Source organism: Arthrobacter koreensis (genome assembly GCF_009193255.1).
GTDB lineage: Bacteria > Actinomycetota > Actinomycetes > Actinomycetales > Micrococcaceae > Arthrobacter_B > Arthrobacter_B koreensis.
Window position 1 is genome coordinate 463,987 of the sequence record NZ_WACG01000002.1, and the last position, 17,776, is coordinate 481,762.

General features: G+C 64.1%; 20 protein-coding genes. 15 read left to right on the top strand and 5 right to left on the bottom strand.

Annotation, left to right across the window (positions count from 1 at the left end; all coding sequences use genetic code 11):
• Window positions 1-448 precede the first annotated feature (448 nt).
• Both GD628_RS09070 and GD628_RS09075 read left to right on the top strand, forming a co-directional pair.
• Window positions 449-1,075: a DUF1349 domain-containing protein gene (locus GD628_RS09070; protein WP_226802450.1), complete on the top strand. Its 627-nt coding sequence runs from the start codon at window positions 449-451 to the stop codon at window positions 1,073-1,075.
• A gap of 81 nt (window positions 1,076-1,156) precedes the next feature.
• Window positions 1,157-1,948 (top strand): SDR family oxidoreductase, encoded by a 792-nt coding sequence (locus tag GD628_RS09075; protein ID WP_152274480.1) that lies wholly within the window; start codon window positions 1,157-1,159, stop codon window positions 1,946-1,948.
• 62 nt (window positions 1,949-2,010) lie between these two features.
• Here GD628_RS09075 and GD628_RS09080 read toward each other — a convergent pair whose 3' ends face one another.
• Window positions 2,011-3,066 (bottom strand): alpha/beta hydrolase, encoded by a 1,056-nt coding sequence (locus tag GD628_RS09080; RefSeq protein WP_152274481.1) that lies wholly within the window; start codon window positions 3,064-3,066, stop codon window positions 2,011-2,013.
• Between the two features lie 268 nt (window positions 3,067-3,334).
• Here GD628_RS09080 and GD628_RS16480 point away from each other — a divergent pair, with 268 nt between their 5' ends.
• The 4 genes from GD628_RS16480 to GD628_RS09095 all read left to right on the top strand — a co-directional run bounded on the left by GD628_RS16480 (window position 3,335) and on the right by GD628_RS09095 (window position 6,141).
• Window positions 3,335-3,481, top strand: coding sequence for a hypothetical protein (locus GD628_RS16480; protein WP_193313232.1), 147 nt, complete (start codon window positions 3,335-3,337; stop codon window positions 3,479-3,481).
• A 195-nt stretch (window positions 3,482-3,676) separates the two neighbouring features.
• A complete protein-coding gene (locus GD628_RS09085; protein WP_152274482.1) occupies window positions 3,677-5,098 on the top strand; it encodes a glycosyltransferase family 2 protein in 1,422 nt (473 codons plus the stop codon).
• Window positions 5,095-5,700 (top strand): hypothetical protein, encoded by a 606-nt coding sequence (locus GD628_RS09090; RefSeq protein ID WP_152274483.1) that lies wholly within the window; start codon window positions 5,095-5,097, stop codon window positions 5,698-5,700. Before GD628_RS09085 ends, GD628_RS09090 begins: the two co-directional genes overlap by 4 nt.
• A 93-nt stretch (window positions 5,701-5,793) precedes the next feature.
• Window positions 5,794-6,141 (top strand): UBP-type zinc finger domain-containing protein, encoded by a 348-nt coding sequence (locus GD628_RS09095; RefSeq protein ID WP_152274484.1) that lies wholly within the window; start codon window positions 5,794-5,796, stop codon window positions 6,139-6,141.
• Here GD628_RS09095 and GD628_RS09100 read toward each other — a convergent pair.
• Window positions 6,138-7,205 carry a lysylphosphatidylglycerol synthase transmembrane domain-containing protein gene (locus GD628_RS09100; RefSeq protein WP_193313233.1) on the bottom strand — a complete coding sequence of 356 codons (1,068 nt, stop codon included), beginning with the start codon at window positions 7,203-7,205 and terminating at the stop codon, window positions 6,138-6,140. The two genes, GD628_RS09095 and GD628_RS09100, sit on opposite strands and share 4 nt — an antisense overlap.
• A 165-nt stretch (window positions 7,206-7,370) precedes the next feature.
• On the opposite strand from GD628_RS09100, the gene GD628_RS09105 reads away from it, so the two are divergent.
• From GD628_RS09105 to GD628_RS09125, 5 genes are read left to right on the top strand one after another with little or no spacing between them, the layout of a single operon-like run.
• Entirely contained in the window at window positions 7,371-8,516 is a 1,146-nt protein-coding gene (locus GD628_RS09105) for an ABC transporter permease (RefSeq protein ID WP_152274486.1), read from the top strand.
• The gene (locus GD628_RS09110) at window positions 8,513-9,214 is read left to right on the top strand and encodes an ABC transporter ATP-binding protein (protein WP_152274487.1); all 702 of its coding nucleotides are present in this window, start codon (window positions 8,513-8,515) and stop codon (window positions 9,212-9,214) included. The genes GD628_RS09105 and GD628_RS09110 overlap by 4 nt, the downstream gene beginning before the upstream one ends.
• A 24-nt stretch (window positions 9,215-9,238) precedes the next feature.
• Window positions 9,239-9,841 (top strand): TetR/AcrR family transcriptional regulator, encoded by a 603-nt coding sequence (locus GD628_RS09115; RefSeq protein WP_152274488.1) that lies wholly within the window; start codon window positions 9,239-9,241, stop codon window positions 9,839-9,841.
• Entirely contained in the window at window positions 9,838-10,242 is a 405-nt protein-coding gene (locus tag GD628_RS09120) for a DUF3054 domain-containing protein (RefSeq protein ID WP_152274489.1), read from the top strand. Before GD628_RS09115 ends, GD628_RS09120 begins: the two co-directional genes overlap by 4 nt.
• Before the next feature lie 34 nt (window positions 10,243-10,276).
• Window positions 10,277-10,558, top strand: a complete 282-nt coding sequence (locus GD628_RS09125) for an Lrp/AsnC family transcriptional regulator (protein WP_091604742.1) — start codon at window positions 10,277-10,279, stop codon at window positions 10,556-10,558.
• A 212-nt stretch (window positions 10,559-10,770) separates the two neighbouring features.
• Here the strand turns inward: GD628_RS09125 and trpD are convergent, their stop codons facing one another.
• The gene (trpD, locus tag GD628_RS09130) at window positions 10,771-11,811 is read right to left on the bottom strand and encodes an anthranilate phosphoribosyltransferase (RefSeq protein WP_152274490.1); all 1,041 of its coding nucleotides are present in this window, start codon (window positions 11,809-11,811) and stop codon (window positions 10,771-10,773) included.
• Between the two features lie 165 nt (window positions 11,812-11,976).
• Here trpD and ctaE point away from each other — a divergent pair, with 165 nt between their 5' ends.
• The 4 genes from ctaE to qcrB all read left to right on the top strand — a co-directional run bounded on the left by ctaE (window position 11,977) and on the right by qcrB (window position 16,285).
• Window positions 11,977-12,615: an aa3-type cytochrome oxidase subunit III gene (gene ctaE / locus GD628_RS09135; RefSeq protein ID WP_091604736.1), complete on the top strand. Its 639-nt coding sequence runs from the start codon at window positions 11,977-11,979 to the stop codon at window positions 12,613-12,615.
• 76 nt (window positions 12,616-12,691) lie between these two features.
• On the top strand, window positions 12,692-13,477 hold the full coding sequence (gene qcrC / locus GD628_RS09140) for a cytochrome bc1 complex diheme cytochrome c subunit (RefSeq protein WP_152274491.1): 786 nt from the start codon (window positions 12,692-12,694) through the stop codon (window positions 13,475-13,477).
• Window positions 13,478-13,562: 85 nt separating this feature from the next.
• Window positions 13,563-14,588 (top strand): cytochrome bc1 complex Rieske iron-sulfur subunit, encoded by a 1,026-nt coding sequence (gene qcrA / locus GD628_RS09145; RefSeq protein ID WP_152274492.1) that lies wholly within the window; start codon window positions 13,563-13,565, stop codon window positions 14,586-14,588.
• Between the two features lie 2 nt (window positions 14,589-14,590).
• The gene (gene qcrB / locus GD628_RS09150; RefSeq protein WP_091604729.1) at window positions 14,591-16,285 is read left to right on the top strand and encodes a cytochrome bc1 complex cytochrome b subunit; all 1,695 of its coding nucleotides are present in this window, start codon (window positions 14,591-14,593) and stop codon (window positions 16,283-16,285) included.
• Between the two features lie 83 nt (window positions 16,286-16,368).
• Here the strand turns inward: qcrB and GD628_RS09155 are convergent, their stop codons facing one another.
• Together GD628_RS09155 and GD628_RS09160 are read right to left on the bottom strand one after the other, a co-directional pair.
• Window positions 16,369-16,926, bottom strand: a complete 558-nt coding sequence (locus tag GD628_RS09155; protein ID WP_152274493.1) for a hypothetical protein — start codon at window positions 16,924-16,926, stop codon at window positions 16,369-16,371.
• 23 nt (window positions 16,927-16,949) lie between these two features.
• A complete protein-coding gene (locus GD628_RS09160; RefSeq protein ID WP_152274494.1) occupies window positions 16,950-17,747 on the bottom strand; it encodes a GntR family transcriptional regulator in 798 nt (265 codons plus the stop codon).
• Window positions 17,748-17,776: the final 29 nt, after the last annotated feature.

Below are 17,776 nucleotides of genomic sequence, written 5' to 3' on the forward strand. Positions count from 1 at the left end.
CACCGCAGGTCAGTGCCCGGTACAACGACGCGTTCTGGACATTTGTTCCCTCGCCGCCGCAGTGTGTTATGTAAAGCTCCCGGCGGGCGGCGTTCCGGCGGCGGGGGACATTATGTCAACTGAATGTGAACGGGCGCACCACGGCAAACATGAGCAAAAACACGTGAGGTACCTTTTCCCTGAGGCATTGAATTCCAGCATCCAGGGAACGGTTGCGGCGGCAGAGTGCCGGGAGGATTTCCGGCGCGGGAACGTTCCGGCGCGTTCCGCAGGGCTGGAACGCACTCCGGCGGGGTTGGTACAAAGCAGGCGCAGGGGACCCGCTCCCAGAGACTTCCTAATGTGCCGATAATCTACATTATGTCAAGTAGCAGTTCGGAAGCGGTCCCCCGGATCTGTCTCCGGGGTATATTGCGGGCAACCAAACATGGCGCTTGAGGTCAGCGGCATGTCCAACCTATTCGAGCCGTCAATCCACGGGGAACTCATGAATGAAGAACGCACACTGGACTGGAATGCAGGAACCTGGACGAACCAGCCCGCGGGCATATCCCAGTCCGGGACGAACCTGCAGGTCACGGCATCCAAAGGCAGCGATGCCTGGCGTGAGACAGCCTACGGCTTCACGTTTGCGACCGAGAACGCGCTGCTCGCTCCGTTTCGGCCGGATTCGGCCATGGAAGTCGAGTTCACCGCACAGACCTTCGAACAGTTCGACCAGGCGGGAATCTTCCTGCGCGCCGCACCGGATCTCTGGGTCAAGGCCGGCATCGAATTCGCCGACGGCAGCCTGCAGGCCGGCGCGGTCGTCACATCCCCCAAATCGGACTGGTCTTCCTCGCCGCATTCCGGATGGCTGGGCAAACGGACCCTGGTGCGCGCCAGCTGGACATCAGATGCCCTCACCATCCGCGCCGGACTGCCCGGCCAGCCGCTCGAGCTGCTGCGCGTGGCCCCCCTCTCCCCCGCCGGCCCCGTCGCTGCAGGACCATATGTGGCGTCCCCGACATCTTCCCGCTTCGAAGCGGTGTTCCACTCCTGGCGGGTTACCGCCGCAGACGCCTCCCTGCACTGAACGCCCGCTAATCCCGGGTTCCGCGGCCCAGCCCGGCACAGGGGCCGTATACCACACCTGTTGCGGGAGTAATCTCGAAGTATGACTACTCGTACTTATATCGTCACAGGATCCGCTTCCGGCATTGGTGCAGCGACGGCACAGCTGCTCAAAGAACGCGGCAACACCGTCATTGGTGTGGACCTGCGCAATGCCGAGGTGGAAGCCGACCTCAGCACCCCCGAGGGACGCCAGATCGCTGCCGACCGCGCAGTTGAACTTGCCGGCGGCACTGTCGACGCTGTCATTGCGTGCGCCGGAATCTCCGCACCGGTGCCGCTCACTGTCTCCGTGAACTTCTTCGGCGTCACCGAGTTCCTTGACCGTCTCGCCCCCGTCATGGCACGCAGCGAAGCACCCCGCGCCGTCGTCGTCAGCTCCATGGCGTCGCTGCAGCCCAACTCCCCCGAGCTGGTCGATGCCATGCTCGCGGGGGACGAGCCCCTCGCCCGCCAGATTGGTCAGAAGCTCGCGGACCAGGGCCCGCAGATCGGGTACCTGAACTACCCGTCCTCCAAGCGCGCCCTGAGCCGGTGGGTCCGGCGCGCCTCCATCAGCGAGCTCTATGCAGGCAACGGCATCCCGCTCAACGCCGTGGCCCCGGGTACCGTGCTGACCGCCATGACCAAGGAGCTCCTGGCCACCCCCGAGGGTGTCAGGATGGTCGACGAGAATGTTCCCATGCCGCTGAACGGGCACTCCGAGCCGGTTGTCATCGCCCGGATCCTGGCCTGGCTTGCCAGTGAGGAGAACTCCCACCTCGCCGGCCAGACCATCTACTGCGACGGCGGCGCCGACGCCTCCCTGCGCGGGGACGACATCTGGCAGTCCTAGTACACAGCGAAAAGCCGGTCCGTCCCAGGCAGGGACGGACCGGCTTCTTGCTGCTGCGGGCGCTAGGCCGTGGCCTGAAAGTCCGAGCGCACCGGAACCGATGCGTCTCCGGTCACCGCGTCCAGGAAGTCCAGGGTGTCCGCCAAGACAAGGCGGGCGTCCTTGAGCTGCAGCTTGAACTGGAATTCGTGTCCCAGCGCGGGCCTGTGCTCCTTGGGCCAGAACCGCTGCACAACCGGCACACCCAGCTCCTCAAGCCTGCACGCCAACGGCCGGGACTGCGGGTCGGTGAGATAGTCAGCGTTGCCGCCGGAAATGAACGTCGGCGGGAAGCTCTCCCCAACATGTTCCAGGATGGACATGTGTTCCGCCGCCGGGGTGGAGGCCCAGTCCTTGGAGCCGGTGTACGCCCACAGCGCCGTGCGGAATCCCCAGCCCACCGGACCCGTGAGCTTGGCCATGGTCTTGAGGTCGTACACACCGCAGAACAGAAGCGTGCCGCGCAGGTGTTGCGGCGCAGCCGCCGGAACCACTCCCGTTCGGGCAGCGTAATCGGGATCGGTAATGATCAGCGCCAACTGGGCGGCCAGCTGCGCTCCGGCGGAGTCTCCGGCGAGAATGATCCGGTCCGGATCGATGCCGTACTCCCCCGCGCGTTCACGGAGATATCCGAGCGCATGGTTCAGTTCCGTGACAGCCTGCGGGTAGCTCGCCTCCGGAGAGATGGAGTAGCCCACGCCGGCAACGGCATAGCCGTGTCCGGCCAGGATCTCCAGGTACGGAGCAACGTTTTCCTTCGAACCGGAAATCCAGGCACCGCCGTGCACCCACACCACTACGGGGTGCGGGCCGTTCCCTGACTCGGTAGGCAGGAAAAGGTCCAAAGACTGGCGGGCTGACTTCTCCAGGTATGGAAGGGACCGGTGGGCCAGGACTCCCCCGGACGGTACGTGCCTGCGCAGCGTCCGCAGCTGCACCTTTCCCCCACTGGAGAACAAGCCGCGGATAAACAGGGCTGAAGGTCTTGGATCTTTGTGGATAGCAGTTGCGGCCAGTGTTCCGGCTGCGGCTACGGCTGAAGCCATGAACCCTGCTGCCGCGAGGGGCAGAATTTTCATCTTTTCAGGGTAGAACGGCCGCCTGGAAGGTTACCGGCGCCCACCCGCGCCAGCTCTGGCCAACAGCACGCCCGCAGTGCCCAGTCTCACCGCACGGTGTGCCCGGCCTGACACTCCTGCAACCCCGCGCAGCACTCGGGTATCGCCCGCCCCACACCCGTGCGCAGTAAAAATCACGGCCCGCGGGTTGGCGCCGCCGCACCGGAGCGAAGCAGACTAAAACTACCAACTGCGCTCGCATCCGGCAGGAAGAAGGGACAGACCGCCAATGCATAAGATCAACGGCCGCCGCAACTGGCTCATGCACCAGGTGCCGGGCGGAATCCTCGGACGAACCGCACGGCTCACCAAACCGGTACAGGGAACCCTGCTGGGCTTACTGGCCACAGCCGCCGTCCTGGCCCAGCTTCTCTAAGGCTGCCAAAGCACCAGCACGGGGCATCCTCCGCGCGGTCCTGCCCTCCCCCGGCCGAACCGCGCATTGCAGGTTTAAAAAGTGGACTGAGTCCAAATTTGTGCAATTCCTGCGGAAAACTTTCGACTACTCGAGTATTTCCGCTGTAAAAATTGCGACTGCAAACGGTGCTACAGATGCTTGGAGGAAGGCTCCATGATCACGGATCAGGTAATACCCCGCGCCGACTACTTGACAGTGGTTCAGCGGAAGACAGCAGAGAAATCGTCGTCGGACCGGGCAACCATTGCCTGCGTCATTCCGGCCTACAACGAAGAGGAAACCATAGCCGACGTCCTCAACGCGCTCTTGACGCAGACCCGGCTGCCGGATGTCATCCATGTGGTCATCAACAACACCGATGACGAGACGTTCTACCTCGCCAGGGAGTTCGCCGGACCCCACGAGCACACGTACCAGGACCTCACGTACCGAACCGAGGTTTTTGTCCACGACATCGGCGTCAACACGGACAAGAAGGTTGGTGCCCTTAACTACGGTTTCAGCCAGGTCCGCGACGGCTATGACTATTTCCTCGGTGTGGACGGGGACACTGTCCTGGACAGGCACGCCGTAGAGCATCTGGAGAAGGAGATCCTCAGCGATCCCCGGGTTGGCGGAGTCTCGGCGATCTACACCGTCGCCGAGCCGAAGAAGGGCATGATCGCCAAGTACCTCACCACCGGGCAGCGGGCACAGTTCGCCGCCTTCAATATGGACAATCTTCTGCGGGGCCGGAACATGGCAGTCCTGGGCGGCCAGTGCTCCATCCTGTCCATGGAAGCCCTGAAGAACGTCATGGTTGACAACCGCCAGGCCACGCCGTGGGTCAAGGACTCGGAGGTTGAGGACTCGCTGCTTTCGCTGCAGATCAAAAGCATTGGCTACGCCACCAAGATCTCCGCCCGTGCCCGGGCCTCAGTGGGAGGAATGGGAACCCTGCGGGCGCTGGACGGCCAGCAGGTGAAATGGAACTACGGGGCAATCGACCTCATGTGGCCGGGACAGCGGAGCAACACCCCTGGCCAGCCGCTGCATCCGAACCTGCGGCTGCGCTGGAGCGAGAACGTCTCCATGCTGTTCAATATCGTCACCCGCATGGGTTTTATCCTGCTGCTCGCCGCGTCGCTCAGCATAGGTGCCTACGTCTTCTACTGGTTCTGGCTTATTCCTCCCCTCGTTGCCGTGATCCTCAACGTCCGCATCGCATTGTCCATCAAGGACCGAAGTGCACGGGATATCGCCTTCGCGTTACTTGCCGTCCCGGCAGAGCTCTATCTTTGGCTGCGAATCGGTCATTTTGTCCGCGCCTGGGCCAAGTTCTTCTCGAAGCAGCAGACTGACAACTGGGCCGCGCAGGCCCGGGCGGAGCGGGGGGCCGGCTACGGGTTCCTGATGCCCGCCCTGGCAGCCCTGGTCATCATTGCGGGGCTGGGCTTCGCCTGGCTCAATCTTCCAGCCGGCGTGCAGTCCGCCGTGCTGGCCATCGGCTGGCCCATCCTGTACATCACCACGCTTGTCCAGACCCTGTTCATGCTGCGCAAGGCGCTGCGCCGGCACCGGGGGTTCAGGGTATGACACGCGTCAACCACCGGGCACCCAGGGCCGGACGGATGATTGGCCTGGCGGCCGCCCTGGCCCTAATGCCGGGCCTGCAGGCGTGTTCAGTCCCCGGCTTCCCCGGCAACGGCACCGTGGACAGCCAGGCAGAAGAACGGGAAGCCGGACGCGCGGTGGAAAACGAGCTGGCAGAGGGTTCCACCAGCCACCGCCTGGGGGCGGCGTCCCACACCCTCCTGCTGGACTACTGGACCAGCGAGGACCCGGCCGGCTGGACACCCGAATCTTCACCGATCATCAACCTGAGCGTTAAGATCGATGGCTCACCGGTTCCGGGAGCTGTCCGGGTCGCCCGCTTTAATGCCCGCGTGGACGCCCTGGGCGTGGAGCTCGCGAATGACCAGGGAAGCTTCGCACTCGAACCCCCGTACGCCTACACCTCCGGCTTTGCGCTGCCGGCCAACCCCACGGCGGAAAGCACTACGGTCCTGTTCACCATCGACCTGCTCACCGAAACGGAACCCGGCAGCGGGGTATTTACCCGGCAGACGGTCCTCGACACACTCACCATCGGCTTTGCGGGAATGGCCGCCGACGCCGGCGCTACCCCCGGGGAGTAGGCGCGCCGCCGTCGTTTTTGCTTTCCTGCTACTGGGCGCAGCGGGAAGCAGCTAATGTGGTCGAACTTCCGCCGTGCGCCAGAGGAGGCCGCCATGGAATCCGTACCAGGCATCGATCCTGCTGTTCCGCCCACCGGGCCCGGCTGCGTCGAGTGCACCGAGGCCGAAGGGTGGTGGTTCCATCTGAGGCGCTGTGCTGAGTGCGGCCACATTGGATGCTGCGACAGTTCCCCCGGACAGCACGCCAGCGCACATGAACAGGCCACCGGACATCCGGTGATCCGCAGCTACGAGCCGGGCGAAGACTGGTTCTACAGCTATCCGGAGGAGGCTGTCTTCGACGGCCCTCCACTGGCTCCGCCCGAGGCCCGTCCGGCATCCCAGCCCGCTCCCGGTCCCGCCGGGCGCGTTCCCGCGAACTGGATGGACCTGCTGCACTAACCGCGGGATGAGCGCCTGTTCGCTCCGGTTTGGCGGACTGCGGCCTTCCCCAGTACGCCAAACCGGAGCGAGATCCATGCCAGACCGCCTACGGGAATGGGCAGCCAGAAATTCAGGATCCGCCAGGACAGCACTGCGAGGACCGCAGCGCTGCTGGGGGTTCCAAAGCCCGCCAGCGTGGGAACCAGCACGCCCTCCACGAGCCCTACGCCGCCGGGGGTGAGCGGAGCAAGGGCCACTAGGTTGGCCAGGGAGTAGGCAATGAGCAGTTCACCGGGTCCAAGGGTGTGACCAAAGGCGGCAGCAAACGTCCACAGGCAGGCGGCGTCGAAGCCCCAATAGCAGACAGCCAAAAGCAGTGCCAGGACCAGCCGCCGCGGATCCCTGCGGAACATTTCGGTTTCCGCCGCCATGGTCCGGACGAACTTTTCCGCGGCGTCCGGTTTGATGATCCGCACCAGTCGCGCTGCCCTGCGGGCCACCCGGACAGCGGCGTCCAGGTGCCGGTCCAGCACCGCGAGAACCCCGGCACTGACGGCCAGGAGCACCAGCACGGTAATGCCTGCAGTTATGAAGTACCGGTTGGTGCGCACCTCGCCGAGGGCGGCAAGCACTCCGGCGCCGAACAGCACCCCGAGCACCAGGTTGGCGCCGACAACCTGGACCATCGCTGCGCTCAGCGCATCCTGGGGCCGCACCCCTGCCTTGGTCAGCAGGCCGTACCGCAGCGCCGCCGACGTTGTTCCGCCCCCTGGGACAACATGGTTAACTGCCAGGTCGCTCAGGTCGATGCGCAGCAGCGTCAAGAATCGCGGCTTGACCGATCCCGGAAGCACCACCGAGGTCAGTGCGCTGTAACAGCACAGCGAGAGCGCTTCCAGCGCCGCGGCCGCCAGCAGGACGACGGCGGGAAGGCGCTGCAGGGCGCCAAGCACGTTCTGTGATCCGAGGATCTGCGGCAACACCACATACTCGAACACCAGCAGCAGGACGACGGCGACGCTGATCCACCGCACGGCACGGGAGCGCCGCAGCCGGTGCCATGCATCCTGCTCCCTGCTCACCCTCCCAGCACAGCAGAGGCGCACCGCCCACCGATAGCCGGCCGCCGTATTAGAGGCCTGCGGCGTCGTTCCTGTTTGGCGGCAGGACGTGATAGTGACATGATGTTGGTATGTTCCTGACCAGGTGTCAGCAACAAGCATACCCAAACAACCGAGGGGTTTCCCATGTTCCTAGCGCTGCGCGAACTGCGTTTCGCTCGGGCCCGGTTCGGCCTCATGGGCGGCGTCATCGCCCTCATAGCCGTACTGATGGTCCTGCTTTCCGGCCTGTCCTCAGGGCTTGTCAATGACGGCATGTCCGGCCTGAAATCCATGCCGGCCACGGCAATCGCCTTCAACCAAGGCACCAAGACGGACAACGCCTTCTCCCGCAGCGTTGTCGACCCTTCCCAGGCCGAAGCCTGGAGCACCCAGCCAGGCGTGGAGGAAGTCACCCTGCTGGGTTCCACCATCGTCAACGGCGCCACCGAGAACGGCACGCAGGTAGACCTGTCACTCTTCGGAATCGATCCGGGTTCCTTCCTCGCCCCCGCAGTGGGCGAAGGCCGGGACGTCCAGGCTCCCCATGAAATGGTGGTCTCTGCCACTGCTGAAAAGGAAGGCATCGAACTCGGTTCGGTCATCACCCTGGACCGGCTCGACGTGGAACTGACCGTGGTGGGCTTTACCGAAGGCCAGGCGACCTTCGGCCACGTTGATATGGCCTACATTCCGCTGGGGACCTGGCAATACATTGCCAGCGGCCAGTCACAGCCGGGTGCCCCCTCAGAAGCTGATCTTGCGTCCCTGGACTTCGACACAGCCAGCGCCGTTGCCATTAAGGCAGCAGACGGAGCTGACCTGGACTTCGCCGCGGGCGACACCGCCGCAGGCACGGTCACCTCCACTCTCGAGGAATCCTTCGACGCCTCTCCCGGCTACACCGCCGAGACCATGACGCTGGAAATGATCCAGATCTTCCTTTACGCCATCTGCGCCCTGGTGGTCGGTGCCTTCTTCACCGTATGGACCATCCAGCGCAAGCATGAGCTGGCTGTCCTGCGCGCCGTCGGAGCCTCCACCGGCTACCTGCTGCGCGACGGCATCTTCCAGGCAGTTGTAATCCTGGCTTTGTCCACCGCCGTAGGTGTTGCGGCCGGCCTGGGCATGGGCGCATGGCTCTCCGGCAGTGCCATGCCGTTCGCACTCGAGGCCGGGCCCATCAGCACGGCTACCGCCGTGACCATCCTCATGGGTGTCCTGGGGGCCGCCATTGCCATCGTCCGCATTTCCCGGGTTGATCCCCTGGCTGCCCTGGGAGGACAGCGATGAGCACACAGACTCAGAACTCCGGCGCAAAGGTCGGCACCCGCGGGCTGCTGATCGAAAAGGCCAACCTGGCACTGGGTGACGGTGAAAGCACGGTCCAGGCCCTGGACAACGTGTCCCTGTCCGTGGAGCCCGGCGAACTCGTCGCCGTCGTTGGCCCCTCGGGCGCCGGCAAGTCTTCGCTGCTGGCCGTCGCCGGTGCCCTGACGACGCCGGACACCGGACTGGTCAGTGTTAACGGAACAGATCTTTCCACCCTGGGCAAGGCCGCCAAGGCACGGTTCCGGCTGGAGAACATCGGTTTCGTGTTCCAGTCCGGCAACCTGATTCCGGCACTGACCGCTTCGGAACAGCTTGAGCTCATCCACCGGATGGCCAAGATCAAGGGGAAGTTCAATGCCAGGCACCTGCTCGACGCCGTTGGCATGGGACACAAGGCCAACAGCCGCCCGGAGCAGCTCTCCGGCGGTGAACGCCAGCGTGTAGGCATCGCCCGTGCACTGGTTACCAAGCCAACCCTGCTCCTGGTGGACGAGCCCACTGCCGCCCTGGACCGCAAGCGAAGCCAGGACGTGGTGGAGCTCCTCGCCCGGGAAACCCATGAGTTCGGGGTTGCTACTGTTATGGTTACCCACGACCACGACGTCCTCCACCACTGCGACCGGGTCGCGGAGATGGTCGACGGACGGCTCGCTAGCTAGACACTGCACGAACAGGAGGGCTCTTTGCCCCGCATTACCGCGCCGACGGTGGCTGAACACCGTGCCGCACAGCAAAGGGCCCTCCTGGACGCCGCAAGGACGCTCCTGGCCCGCACCGGCGAAGCACCCAGCATGGCCGAGGTAGCCGCCCTGGCCGGACTCGCACGGCCCAGCGCCTACCAGTACTACAAGTCCCGCACCGACCTTCTTAACGCCCTGGTCATGGACGTCTTTCCGCGCTGGGCCCGGCGGGTAGAGGACGCCATGAGCGCCGAGAAGGAGCCGGCGGACCGGATCTTGGCCTATGTGCTGACCAACATCGCCCTGGTGGCCGAGGGTGAACATGCCGTAGGCAGCGCCCTCGCATCGGTTGCACCCAGCGAAGAGCTCGACGCTCAGAGCGCGCGGATGCACCAGGCAATCCTGGATCCACTGGTGGGTGCACTCAGGGACCTCGGAGCGGAAGACCCGATCAGCACCGCCGAACTCATCAATGCGATCGTGCACACCGGAACCCGCCTCCTGGAGTCCGGCAAGGACCTGCAGGAGGTCGGGCGCCTGGTCCGCGACCTCATTGGTCCCTATATCCGCGAACACGGCGGCGCCGCCGCAGGTGCCGGCCAGTGAACCGCCCCAACCGGTTCTGGCCCGTGCAGCTGGCCGCCGACGTCGTACTCATTGTTCTCTTCGCGGCACTGGGCCGGGACACCCACGCCCACGGCGTGGATCCCGCCGGCGTCCTCATCACTGCCTCTCCCTTCATCGCTGCCGCGCTGGCGGGATGGGCCGCCCTGCGACTGTGGCACCGCCCCGTGGCCCTCTGGCCCCACGGCGTCCTCCTCTGGCTGATTACCGCCGGGGGCGGACTGGCAGTGCGCGCCCTGGCCGGGGGCGGTACCGCCTTCAGCTTCCAGCTGGTTACCTTCGGTGTCCTGGGGGCCTTCCTGCTGCTGCCGCGTCTGGGCGCCTCCCTCGTCATCCGCAGGCGCACACGTCCCGATTCAACTAGGCTCATACACAGGGCCTGATCCCCGCGCCCTGCAGGAGAAGGAAAGGCAAGCAATGATCACCGCTTTCGTACTCATCCAGACCGACTCGGCCCGGATTCCGGAGTGCGCGGAGGAAATCTCCGAGATTGAAGGCATCAGCGAAGTCTATTCGGTCACCGGAGAGTGGGACCTGATCGCGATCGCGCGTGTCCGCCGCCACGAAGACCTCGCCGACGCGATTGCCAACCGCCTTTCCAAGGTTCCCGGCGTGATCGGGACCACCACCCAGATCGCCTTCCGGGCTTACTCAAAGCATGATCTCGATGCCGCGTTCTCGCTCGGGTTCGACGGGTAATTAGGGCCAAAAAACACCGGATTTACAAGGGTTTTGGGTGCCGCAAACTACGTTTGGATAACAAATTGTCCAGTAACCTGGGTCATTCACGCACCTAACAAGCGGGGGAGGCAGGCCGGCCGGTCTGCCTCCCCCCGCTTGTTTTTGCGGCTTCGTTATGTGTTTGCGGCTGCGAGCCTGCGGATACCGGCCCGCCGGAATTTTTAGGCTTCCTACTGCGTGACCTGCACCCAGCGGTCGAGGGCCTTGCGCGCCTGTCCGCTGTCCACAGACTCCTCCGCCCGTCGCAGGCCCTGGCGCAGACGGTCAGTCAGCGTTCCTTCGGCGGAGGGATCTAGGGCTACCAGGGCCGCGGCAGCGTTCAGTAGTACGGCGTCCCGGACCGGGCCACGCTCCCCCGCCAGCACACTCAGCACGACGGCGGCATTGGCGGCGGCGTCTCCGCCCCGCAGGTCGTCCAGGGTGGCCCGGGCTATCCCGAGGTCCAGGGGATCCACCGTTGAGCGCTCCACGGCACCGTTCCGGACCTCCCAGACGGTGGAGCTGCCCGTCGTCGTCAGCTCATCCAGTCCGTCCCCACCCCTGAACACCAGGGCACGGACGCCCCGGGCTGCGAGTACTCCGGCAATCAGCGGCGCCAGCCGCTCGTCCGCCACGCCGATTGCGGAGGCGGAGGGACGGGACGGGTTGGTCAGGGGGCCCATGAAATTGAACGCGGTTGCTACGCCCATGTCCCTGCGCGCCACGGCTGCGTACCGCATCGAGGGATGGAAGACCTGGGCAAAGCAGAAGGTTATGCCTGCCTCCACGGCTGCCCGGGCAACACGGTCCACCGGCAGGTCCAGCCGGACACCCAGCGCCTCGATGACGTCGGCTGAACCGGAGGAGGACGACGCCGCGCGGTTGCCGTGCTTGACCACCTTGGCCCCGGCTCCGGCACAGACAAGGGCGGCCATGGAAGAAATGTTGACGGTGTTGTGCCTGTCGCCCCCGGTTCCAACGATGTCCAGGGTTTCGCCGGGGATGTCGATGGGACGGGAGTTGGCGAGCATGGCTTCCACCAGGCCGGTGAGTTCTTCGACACTCTCACCCTTGGCGCGCAGGGCGACGAGGAAGCCGGCGATCTGCGCGTCTGACGCGTCCCCGGCCATGATCGTGTTCATCGCCCACCAGGTCTGTTCTGAACTCAGGTTCTGCCCCGCAATAAGCGCGGTAATAAGCGACGGCCAGGTGTGCTCGGAACTCGAAAACATACTCACAGGCTCTAGGTTATCTACGAATCGTAGAAAATGCTGATTTGTTTCCGGACGGCAAGTTCCGCGCCGTTGCTGGGAAGTGGGCGGTTTGGGAACGAACCGGACGCGCCGTTCGTCTGGTTCTGTTGGTGAAGTGGGCAGTTTTACGGCCATAATGTCTATGTGACAACAGCGACCCATGCCCCCAGTACCCCGGCTCACCCCACGCTGAACCGCCCCAATATGGTCTCCGTAGGGACCGTGGTGTGGCTCTCCAGCGAACTCATGTTCTTTGCTGCGCTCTTCGCGATGTACTTCACCCTCCGCTCCACCTCGGGCGAGATGTGGGAGATCGAGACGGCCAAGCTGAACGTGCCTTTCGCCTTCGTGAACACGGTAATCCTTGTTTCCAGCTCCTTCACCTGCCAGTTCGGCGTCTTCGCCGCTGAGCGGCTCCAGCCGCGCCGCACCGGCGGGCTCTTCCAGATTGCCCGTTGGGGAATGGTCGAGTGGTTCTACCTGACCTTCTTCCTCGGCGCCATCTTCGTTGCCGTCCAGGCTTTTGAGTACACAGAACTCGTGCACCACGGGATCTCGCTGTCCTCCAACGCCTACGGATCTTCGTTCTACATCACCACCGGTTTCCACGGCCTGCACGTGGCCGGCGGCCTGATCGCGTTCCTGTTCATCATCGGACGTGCCTACGCCGCAAAGCGGTTCGGACACTTCGAGGCGACTTCCGCGATCGTGACGTCCTACTACTGGCACTTCGTCGACGTGGTCTGGATTGCCCTCTTCGTCATCATCTACTTCCTCAAGTAGTCCGTCAGGGCAGCACCACAGCAATATTCAAAGTGGCACGAGTAACCAAAAGACCACACAAGTTAGGAACCACTAAGTGAAGGCACTATCGCAAAGGCGACGTCATCCCCTTGCAGCAGTAGCACTGCTGCTGCTGGGCCTCATCGTTACCGGCGGCATCTACGCAGCTGCTTCCGGAGCGAATGAAGCCCAGGCCGCCACCACCTACACTGCCGATGATGTGCAGCAGGGCGAGAAGCTTTTCATTGCGAACTGCGCCACCTGCCACGGCATGGAGGCCAGCGGAACCGAGAACGGCCCCTCCCTCGTAGGCGTTGGTGCCGCGTCCGTCGACTTCCAGGTTGGCACCGGCCGCATGCCGATGGCCATGCAGGGCCCGCAGGCCCAGCGGAAGCCCCAGCAGTTCAACGAAGAACAGACCGCACAGATGGCCGCCTACGTAGCCTCCCTCGGCGCCGGTCCTTCCGTACCGGAAGAGGAGTACATCGAAGCCAACGGCGACGCTGCCGCCGGCGGCGAGCTGTTCCGCGTGAACTGCGCCATGTGCCACAACGCTGCCGGTGCAGGCGGCGCCCTGACCCGCGGCAAGTTCGCCCCGGCCCTGGAAGGCGTCAGCGAGAAGCACATCTACGAGGCCATGGTCACAGGCCCGCAGAACATGCCCGTCTTCTCTGACGCGAACCTCTCCCCCGAGGAGAAGCAGGACATCATCACCTTCCTGAAGAACATCGAAGCCAACGGTTCCCCGGGTGGAGCCGAGCTCGGTTCGCTTGGTCCGGTCTCCGAAGGCCTGTTCATCTGGACAGCCGGCCTGGGCCTGATCATCGCTTTCACCATCTGGTTGACCTCCCGGTCTTCCTAGTCATCGCCGCGCTCACCCCACGGGGTGACATCACAGTTACACATAGGTCTACTAATGCAGTTTCAAGAGAAGGATGAGGGGGATCATGGGCGACCATAGTCACGGCAGTCCGAACACCTCGGGCACCGTCGCTACGGCTGGCCAGGGCGAAGAAGGGGAATTCCAGAATCCTGGACTTCCCCCGCACCGTCCTCGCCTGGCCGACACGGATCCCCGGGCTGAGAAGCGGTCCGAGAAGCAGGTGGCGATTCTCTTCGCCATCTCGGTGCTCGGTACGCTCCTGTTTTTCTACGGATATTTCTTTATCCGCCTGGATGAGAGCATCGGGACGCTGCGCGTCCAGAACCTGTTCCTGGGCCTCGGCACCGCTTTCGCGATGCTCGGCATCGGCGTCGGTATTGTCCACTGGGCCAAGACCCTCATGCCGGACCACGAAGTCATCGAGGAACGCCACGAGATCCGTCCGGAAGAGGACCGCGTTGTCGCCGAGAAGATGATCGGCGACATCATCGAGGAAACCGGCATCAAGCGCCGCCCGCTGATCCGCAACACCCTCCTGGGTGCCATGGCACTGGCTCCGCTGCCCGCTATCGTCCTGTTCCGCGACCTGGGCCCGCTGCCCGGTGACGTCCTGCGCCACACCATGTGGGACAACGGCGTACGCCTGACCCGCGACCCGAGCGGCACCCCCATCAAGGCTTCGGACGTCACCCTGGGCTCTGCTTTCCACGTGATCCCCGAAGGCCTGAACGACGCCGAGCACAAGCTCGAGGAAAAGGCCAAGGCTGTTGTCCTGCTCATGCGCCTGGACCCGTCCGGGCTGAACCCCTCCCCCGGACGCGAAGACTGGTCCGTGGACGGCATCGTTGCCTACTCCAAGATCTGCACCCACGTTGGCTGCCCGGTGGCACTCTACGAACAGCACACGCACCACCTGCTGTGCCCGTGCCACCAGTCCACCTTCGACCTGACCCAGGAATGCGCTGTCATCTTCGGTCCGGCCGTCCGTCCACTGCCGCAGCTGCCGATCGCCGTTGACGACGAGGGCTACCTCATTGCCACCAGCGACTTCACTGAACCCGTTGGACCGAGCTACTGGGAGCGTGGCTGATCATGAGTGCTACCTCTGTATCCGGCACCTACGAGCCGAAGACCAAGCTCGGGCGCATCACCAACTTCGTCGACTCCCGCGTAAGCGGCTCGATGATGGTCAAGGAGTTCGGCCGCAAGGTCTTCCCTGACCACTGGTCCTTCATGTTTGGTGAAGTGGCGCTCTACAGCTTCGTCATTTTGCTCCTCTCCGGAACGTTCCTGACGTTCTTCTTTGATCCGTCCATGGCGGAAACCCACTACGAAGGCAGCTACGTTCCGCTCAAGGGCGTAGAGATGTCCGTTGCCTACGCTTCGTCGCTGGATATCTCCTTCGACGTTCGCGGCGGCCTCTTCATGCGCCAGGTCCACCACTGGTCGGCCCTGCTGTTTGTTGCCTCCGTATCGGTGCACATGCTGCGCGTCTTCTTCACGGGCGCGTTCCGCAAGCCCCGCGAACTGAACTGGGTAGTGGGCGGCGTGCTGCTCATCCTGGCCCTGGCTGCCGGCTTCACCGGCTACTCGCTCCCCGATGACCTGCTCTCCGGCAACGGCCTGCGCATCATCGACGGCGTGATCAAGGCTGTTCCGGTTGTTGGCACCTACATCAGCTTCTTCCTCTTCGGCGGCGAGTTCCCCGGAACCGCAGTGATTGGACGCCTGTACGTCCTTCACATCCTGCTGGTTCCTGCCCTGATCCTGCTGATGATCGGCATCCACCTCTTCATGGTGGTCATCCACAAGCACACCCAGTGGCGCGGTCCGGGACGTACCAACAACAACGTTGTCGGCTTCCCGGTTGGACCGGTCTACGCAGCGAAGGCCGGTGGATTCTTCTTCATCGTCTTCGGCATCATTGCCTTCATCTCGGCAGTGTTCACGATCAACCCGATCTGGAACTACGGTCCGTATGACCCCTCCCCCGTGTCCGCAGGCACCCAGCCTGACTGGTACATCGGCTGGGTCGACGGCGCACTGCGCCTGATGCCGGGCTGGCTGTTCGGCTTCCCGTTTGAGTGGAACATTCCGTTCCCCTGGGGCGTCAACACCCTGTCCCTGAACGTCCTGCTGCCGGCCCTTGTGCCTGCAGGCATCGTGTTCACGCTCCTGTTCACCTGGCCGTGGATCGAAGCCTGGGTCACCAAGGACAAGCGGATCCACAACCTGCTGGACCGTCCGCGCAACGCTCCGACCCGCACCGCCATCGGTGTTGCCGGCGTCATCTTCTACTGCGTCATGTGGGCCGCTGCCAGCTCCGACCTCATCGCCACGCACTTCCTGGTGTCGCTAAACGATGTGACGTACTGGCTCCGCTTCCTGTTCTTCTTCGGACCGGTCATCGGATTCATCGTGACCCGCCGCATCGCCCTGGCACTGCAGCGCAAGGACCGCGAGATTGTCCTTCACGGCGTCGAGAGCGGCCGCATCGTCCGCCTCCCGCACGGTGAGTACATCGAGGTTCACGAGCCGCTGGACGAGTTCAAGCGCTACAAGCTCGTTGCGTTCGATTCCCCCGAGGTCACTCCGGCACAGCCGGACGCCAAGGGCAAGATCAGCCGCAGCGAGAAGCGCCGCGGGGCCCTCTCCCGGTTCTTCTTCGAAGACCGTGTTGCTCCGGTGACCCCGGCCGAGCTTGAGGCCGCACACCACCACGAACCGCATGCCGAAGTTGAGGCAAGCGAAGTGGATGAGGCTCCGGCCTCGATCGAGAAGCACTAGCTCGAACACTCAGGAAGCCCCCGTCCTTTGGGACGGGGGCTTCCTTGTTTTTCCTGTCGTGGTTGCAGCCGGGACGGTGCCGCCTAGAGCGCGAACGGCACTTTCGAGGGCAGCGGATAACGGCGGACAGGGTGGTCCAGGTCCGCGAAGGGCGCGGACCCGATGCTCAGCTTGGTGAAGTCCAGCCGGGATTCCCTCAGGACTACCTGAATGCCTTTGACCGCCAGCTTTACGTCCGGAACGAGGCACAGGATATTCAGCTTGTACGGGCTGAAGCCGGTCTCCTCGACGGAGCCGAGTCCCCGCCAGGAAAAGTAGGTGCCGATGGCGGTTGCTGCCTTGTGCTCAAGGTACCTGTCACGCTCGGTCCCGTCCTTGGTCTTGAGAGCGTACTGGGCTATGACCCAGTGCTGCTCCTCCTCGGGGATTTCGGCGTACCCCTCCCCCGCCGCCGATTCTCCATACCCGTGGATCAGCTCCTCCGCTTGCCCGGAGTCAATGCCTTCCTTGACGGAGACGGTTCCCTCGTGGCCAACCCTTCCCTTGGTGTACATGAGCGAAAGATCCTCAGGCTCATAGACAACTTCCTTGAAGAGCATCCCGCGCGGCGGGTCCTGCTTGTACATCCTCAGGATCTCCATGCGGCAATCCCTCCATTCTTGGTTCAGGTCGCCTGGTGGCGTCCGGGGTGGTAAGTGCGCGGTGTCCGGATTCCGGGCCGCTGAAGCGGCACCCAGAGCTTGTAGCGGTCGGCGCGATAGTAGGACACGGAGTAGTCCACCATCGACCGGGAGACGTACGCGTGGCGCTGGATTTTCAGGAGCGGAGCGCCAAGGTCCACATTGAGGAGCCTCGCAGTCGACGCTGTGGCTGCCGTGGCCTCGATGGTGTCCTCGCCCCACTCAATGACCATGCCGTACCGCTCACTCAGGACCCGGTACAGCGACGTGGGAGGCTCTTCTTCCAGCATGCCCGGAACGTTCCAGGCGGGAATGAAGTTCTCGTCCACGCTCATGGGCTCACCGTCGGCCAGCAGCTGGCGGCGGAAGCGCACCACAGGCTGCCCGGGGTCGATCTGGAGTTCCCGGGCCACGAGATGGGACGCAGGCACCTGCTCGAACGTGAGCACGCGTGCATCCGGCACCATGCCCCGCCGGTGCATCTCCTCGCTGTAGGAAGTCAGCTTGATCTGCAGGTCCATCTTGGGCCTGGCAACGAACGTTCCCACGCCGACAACGCGCTCCAGGACCTCATCCGCCACGAGGGCGTCAATGGCCTGCCGCACTGTCATGCGGGCTACCTGGAAGTGTTCCGAGAGCTCGCGTTCCGAGGGCACGGCCGTACCGGGAGGAGCGTGCAGCTCGACGAACCGCCGCAGGATCTCTTCGAGCTGACGGTGCTTGGCTTTCCCGGACTCCGGATCGATCCCGTCCGGAAAGGATTTCAGGGCACGCTTGATCATGGCTCGGGGACCGGGCGTGCAGGCAGCGG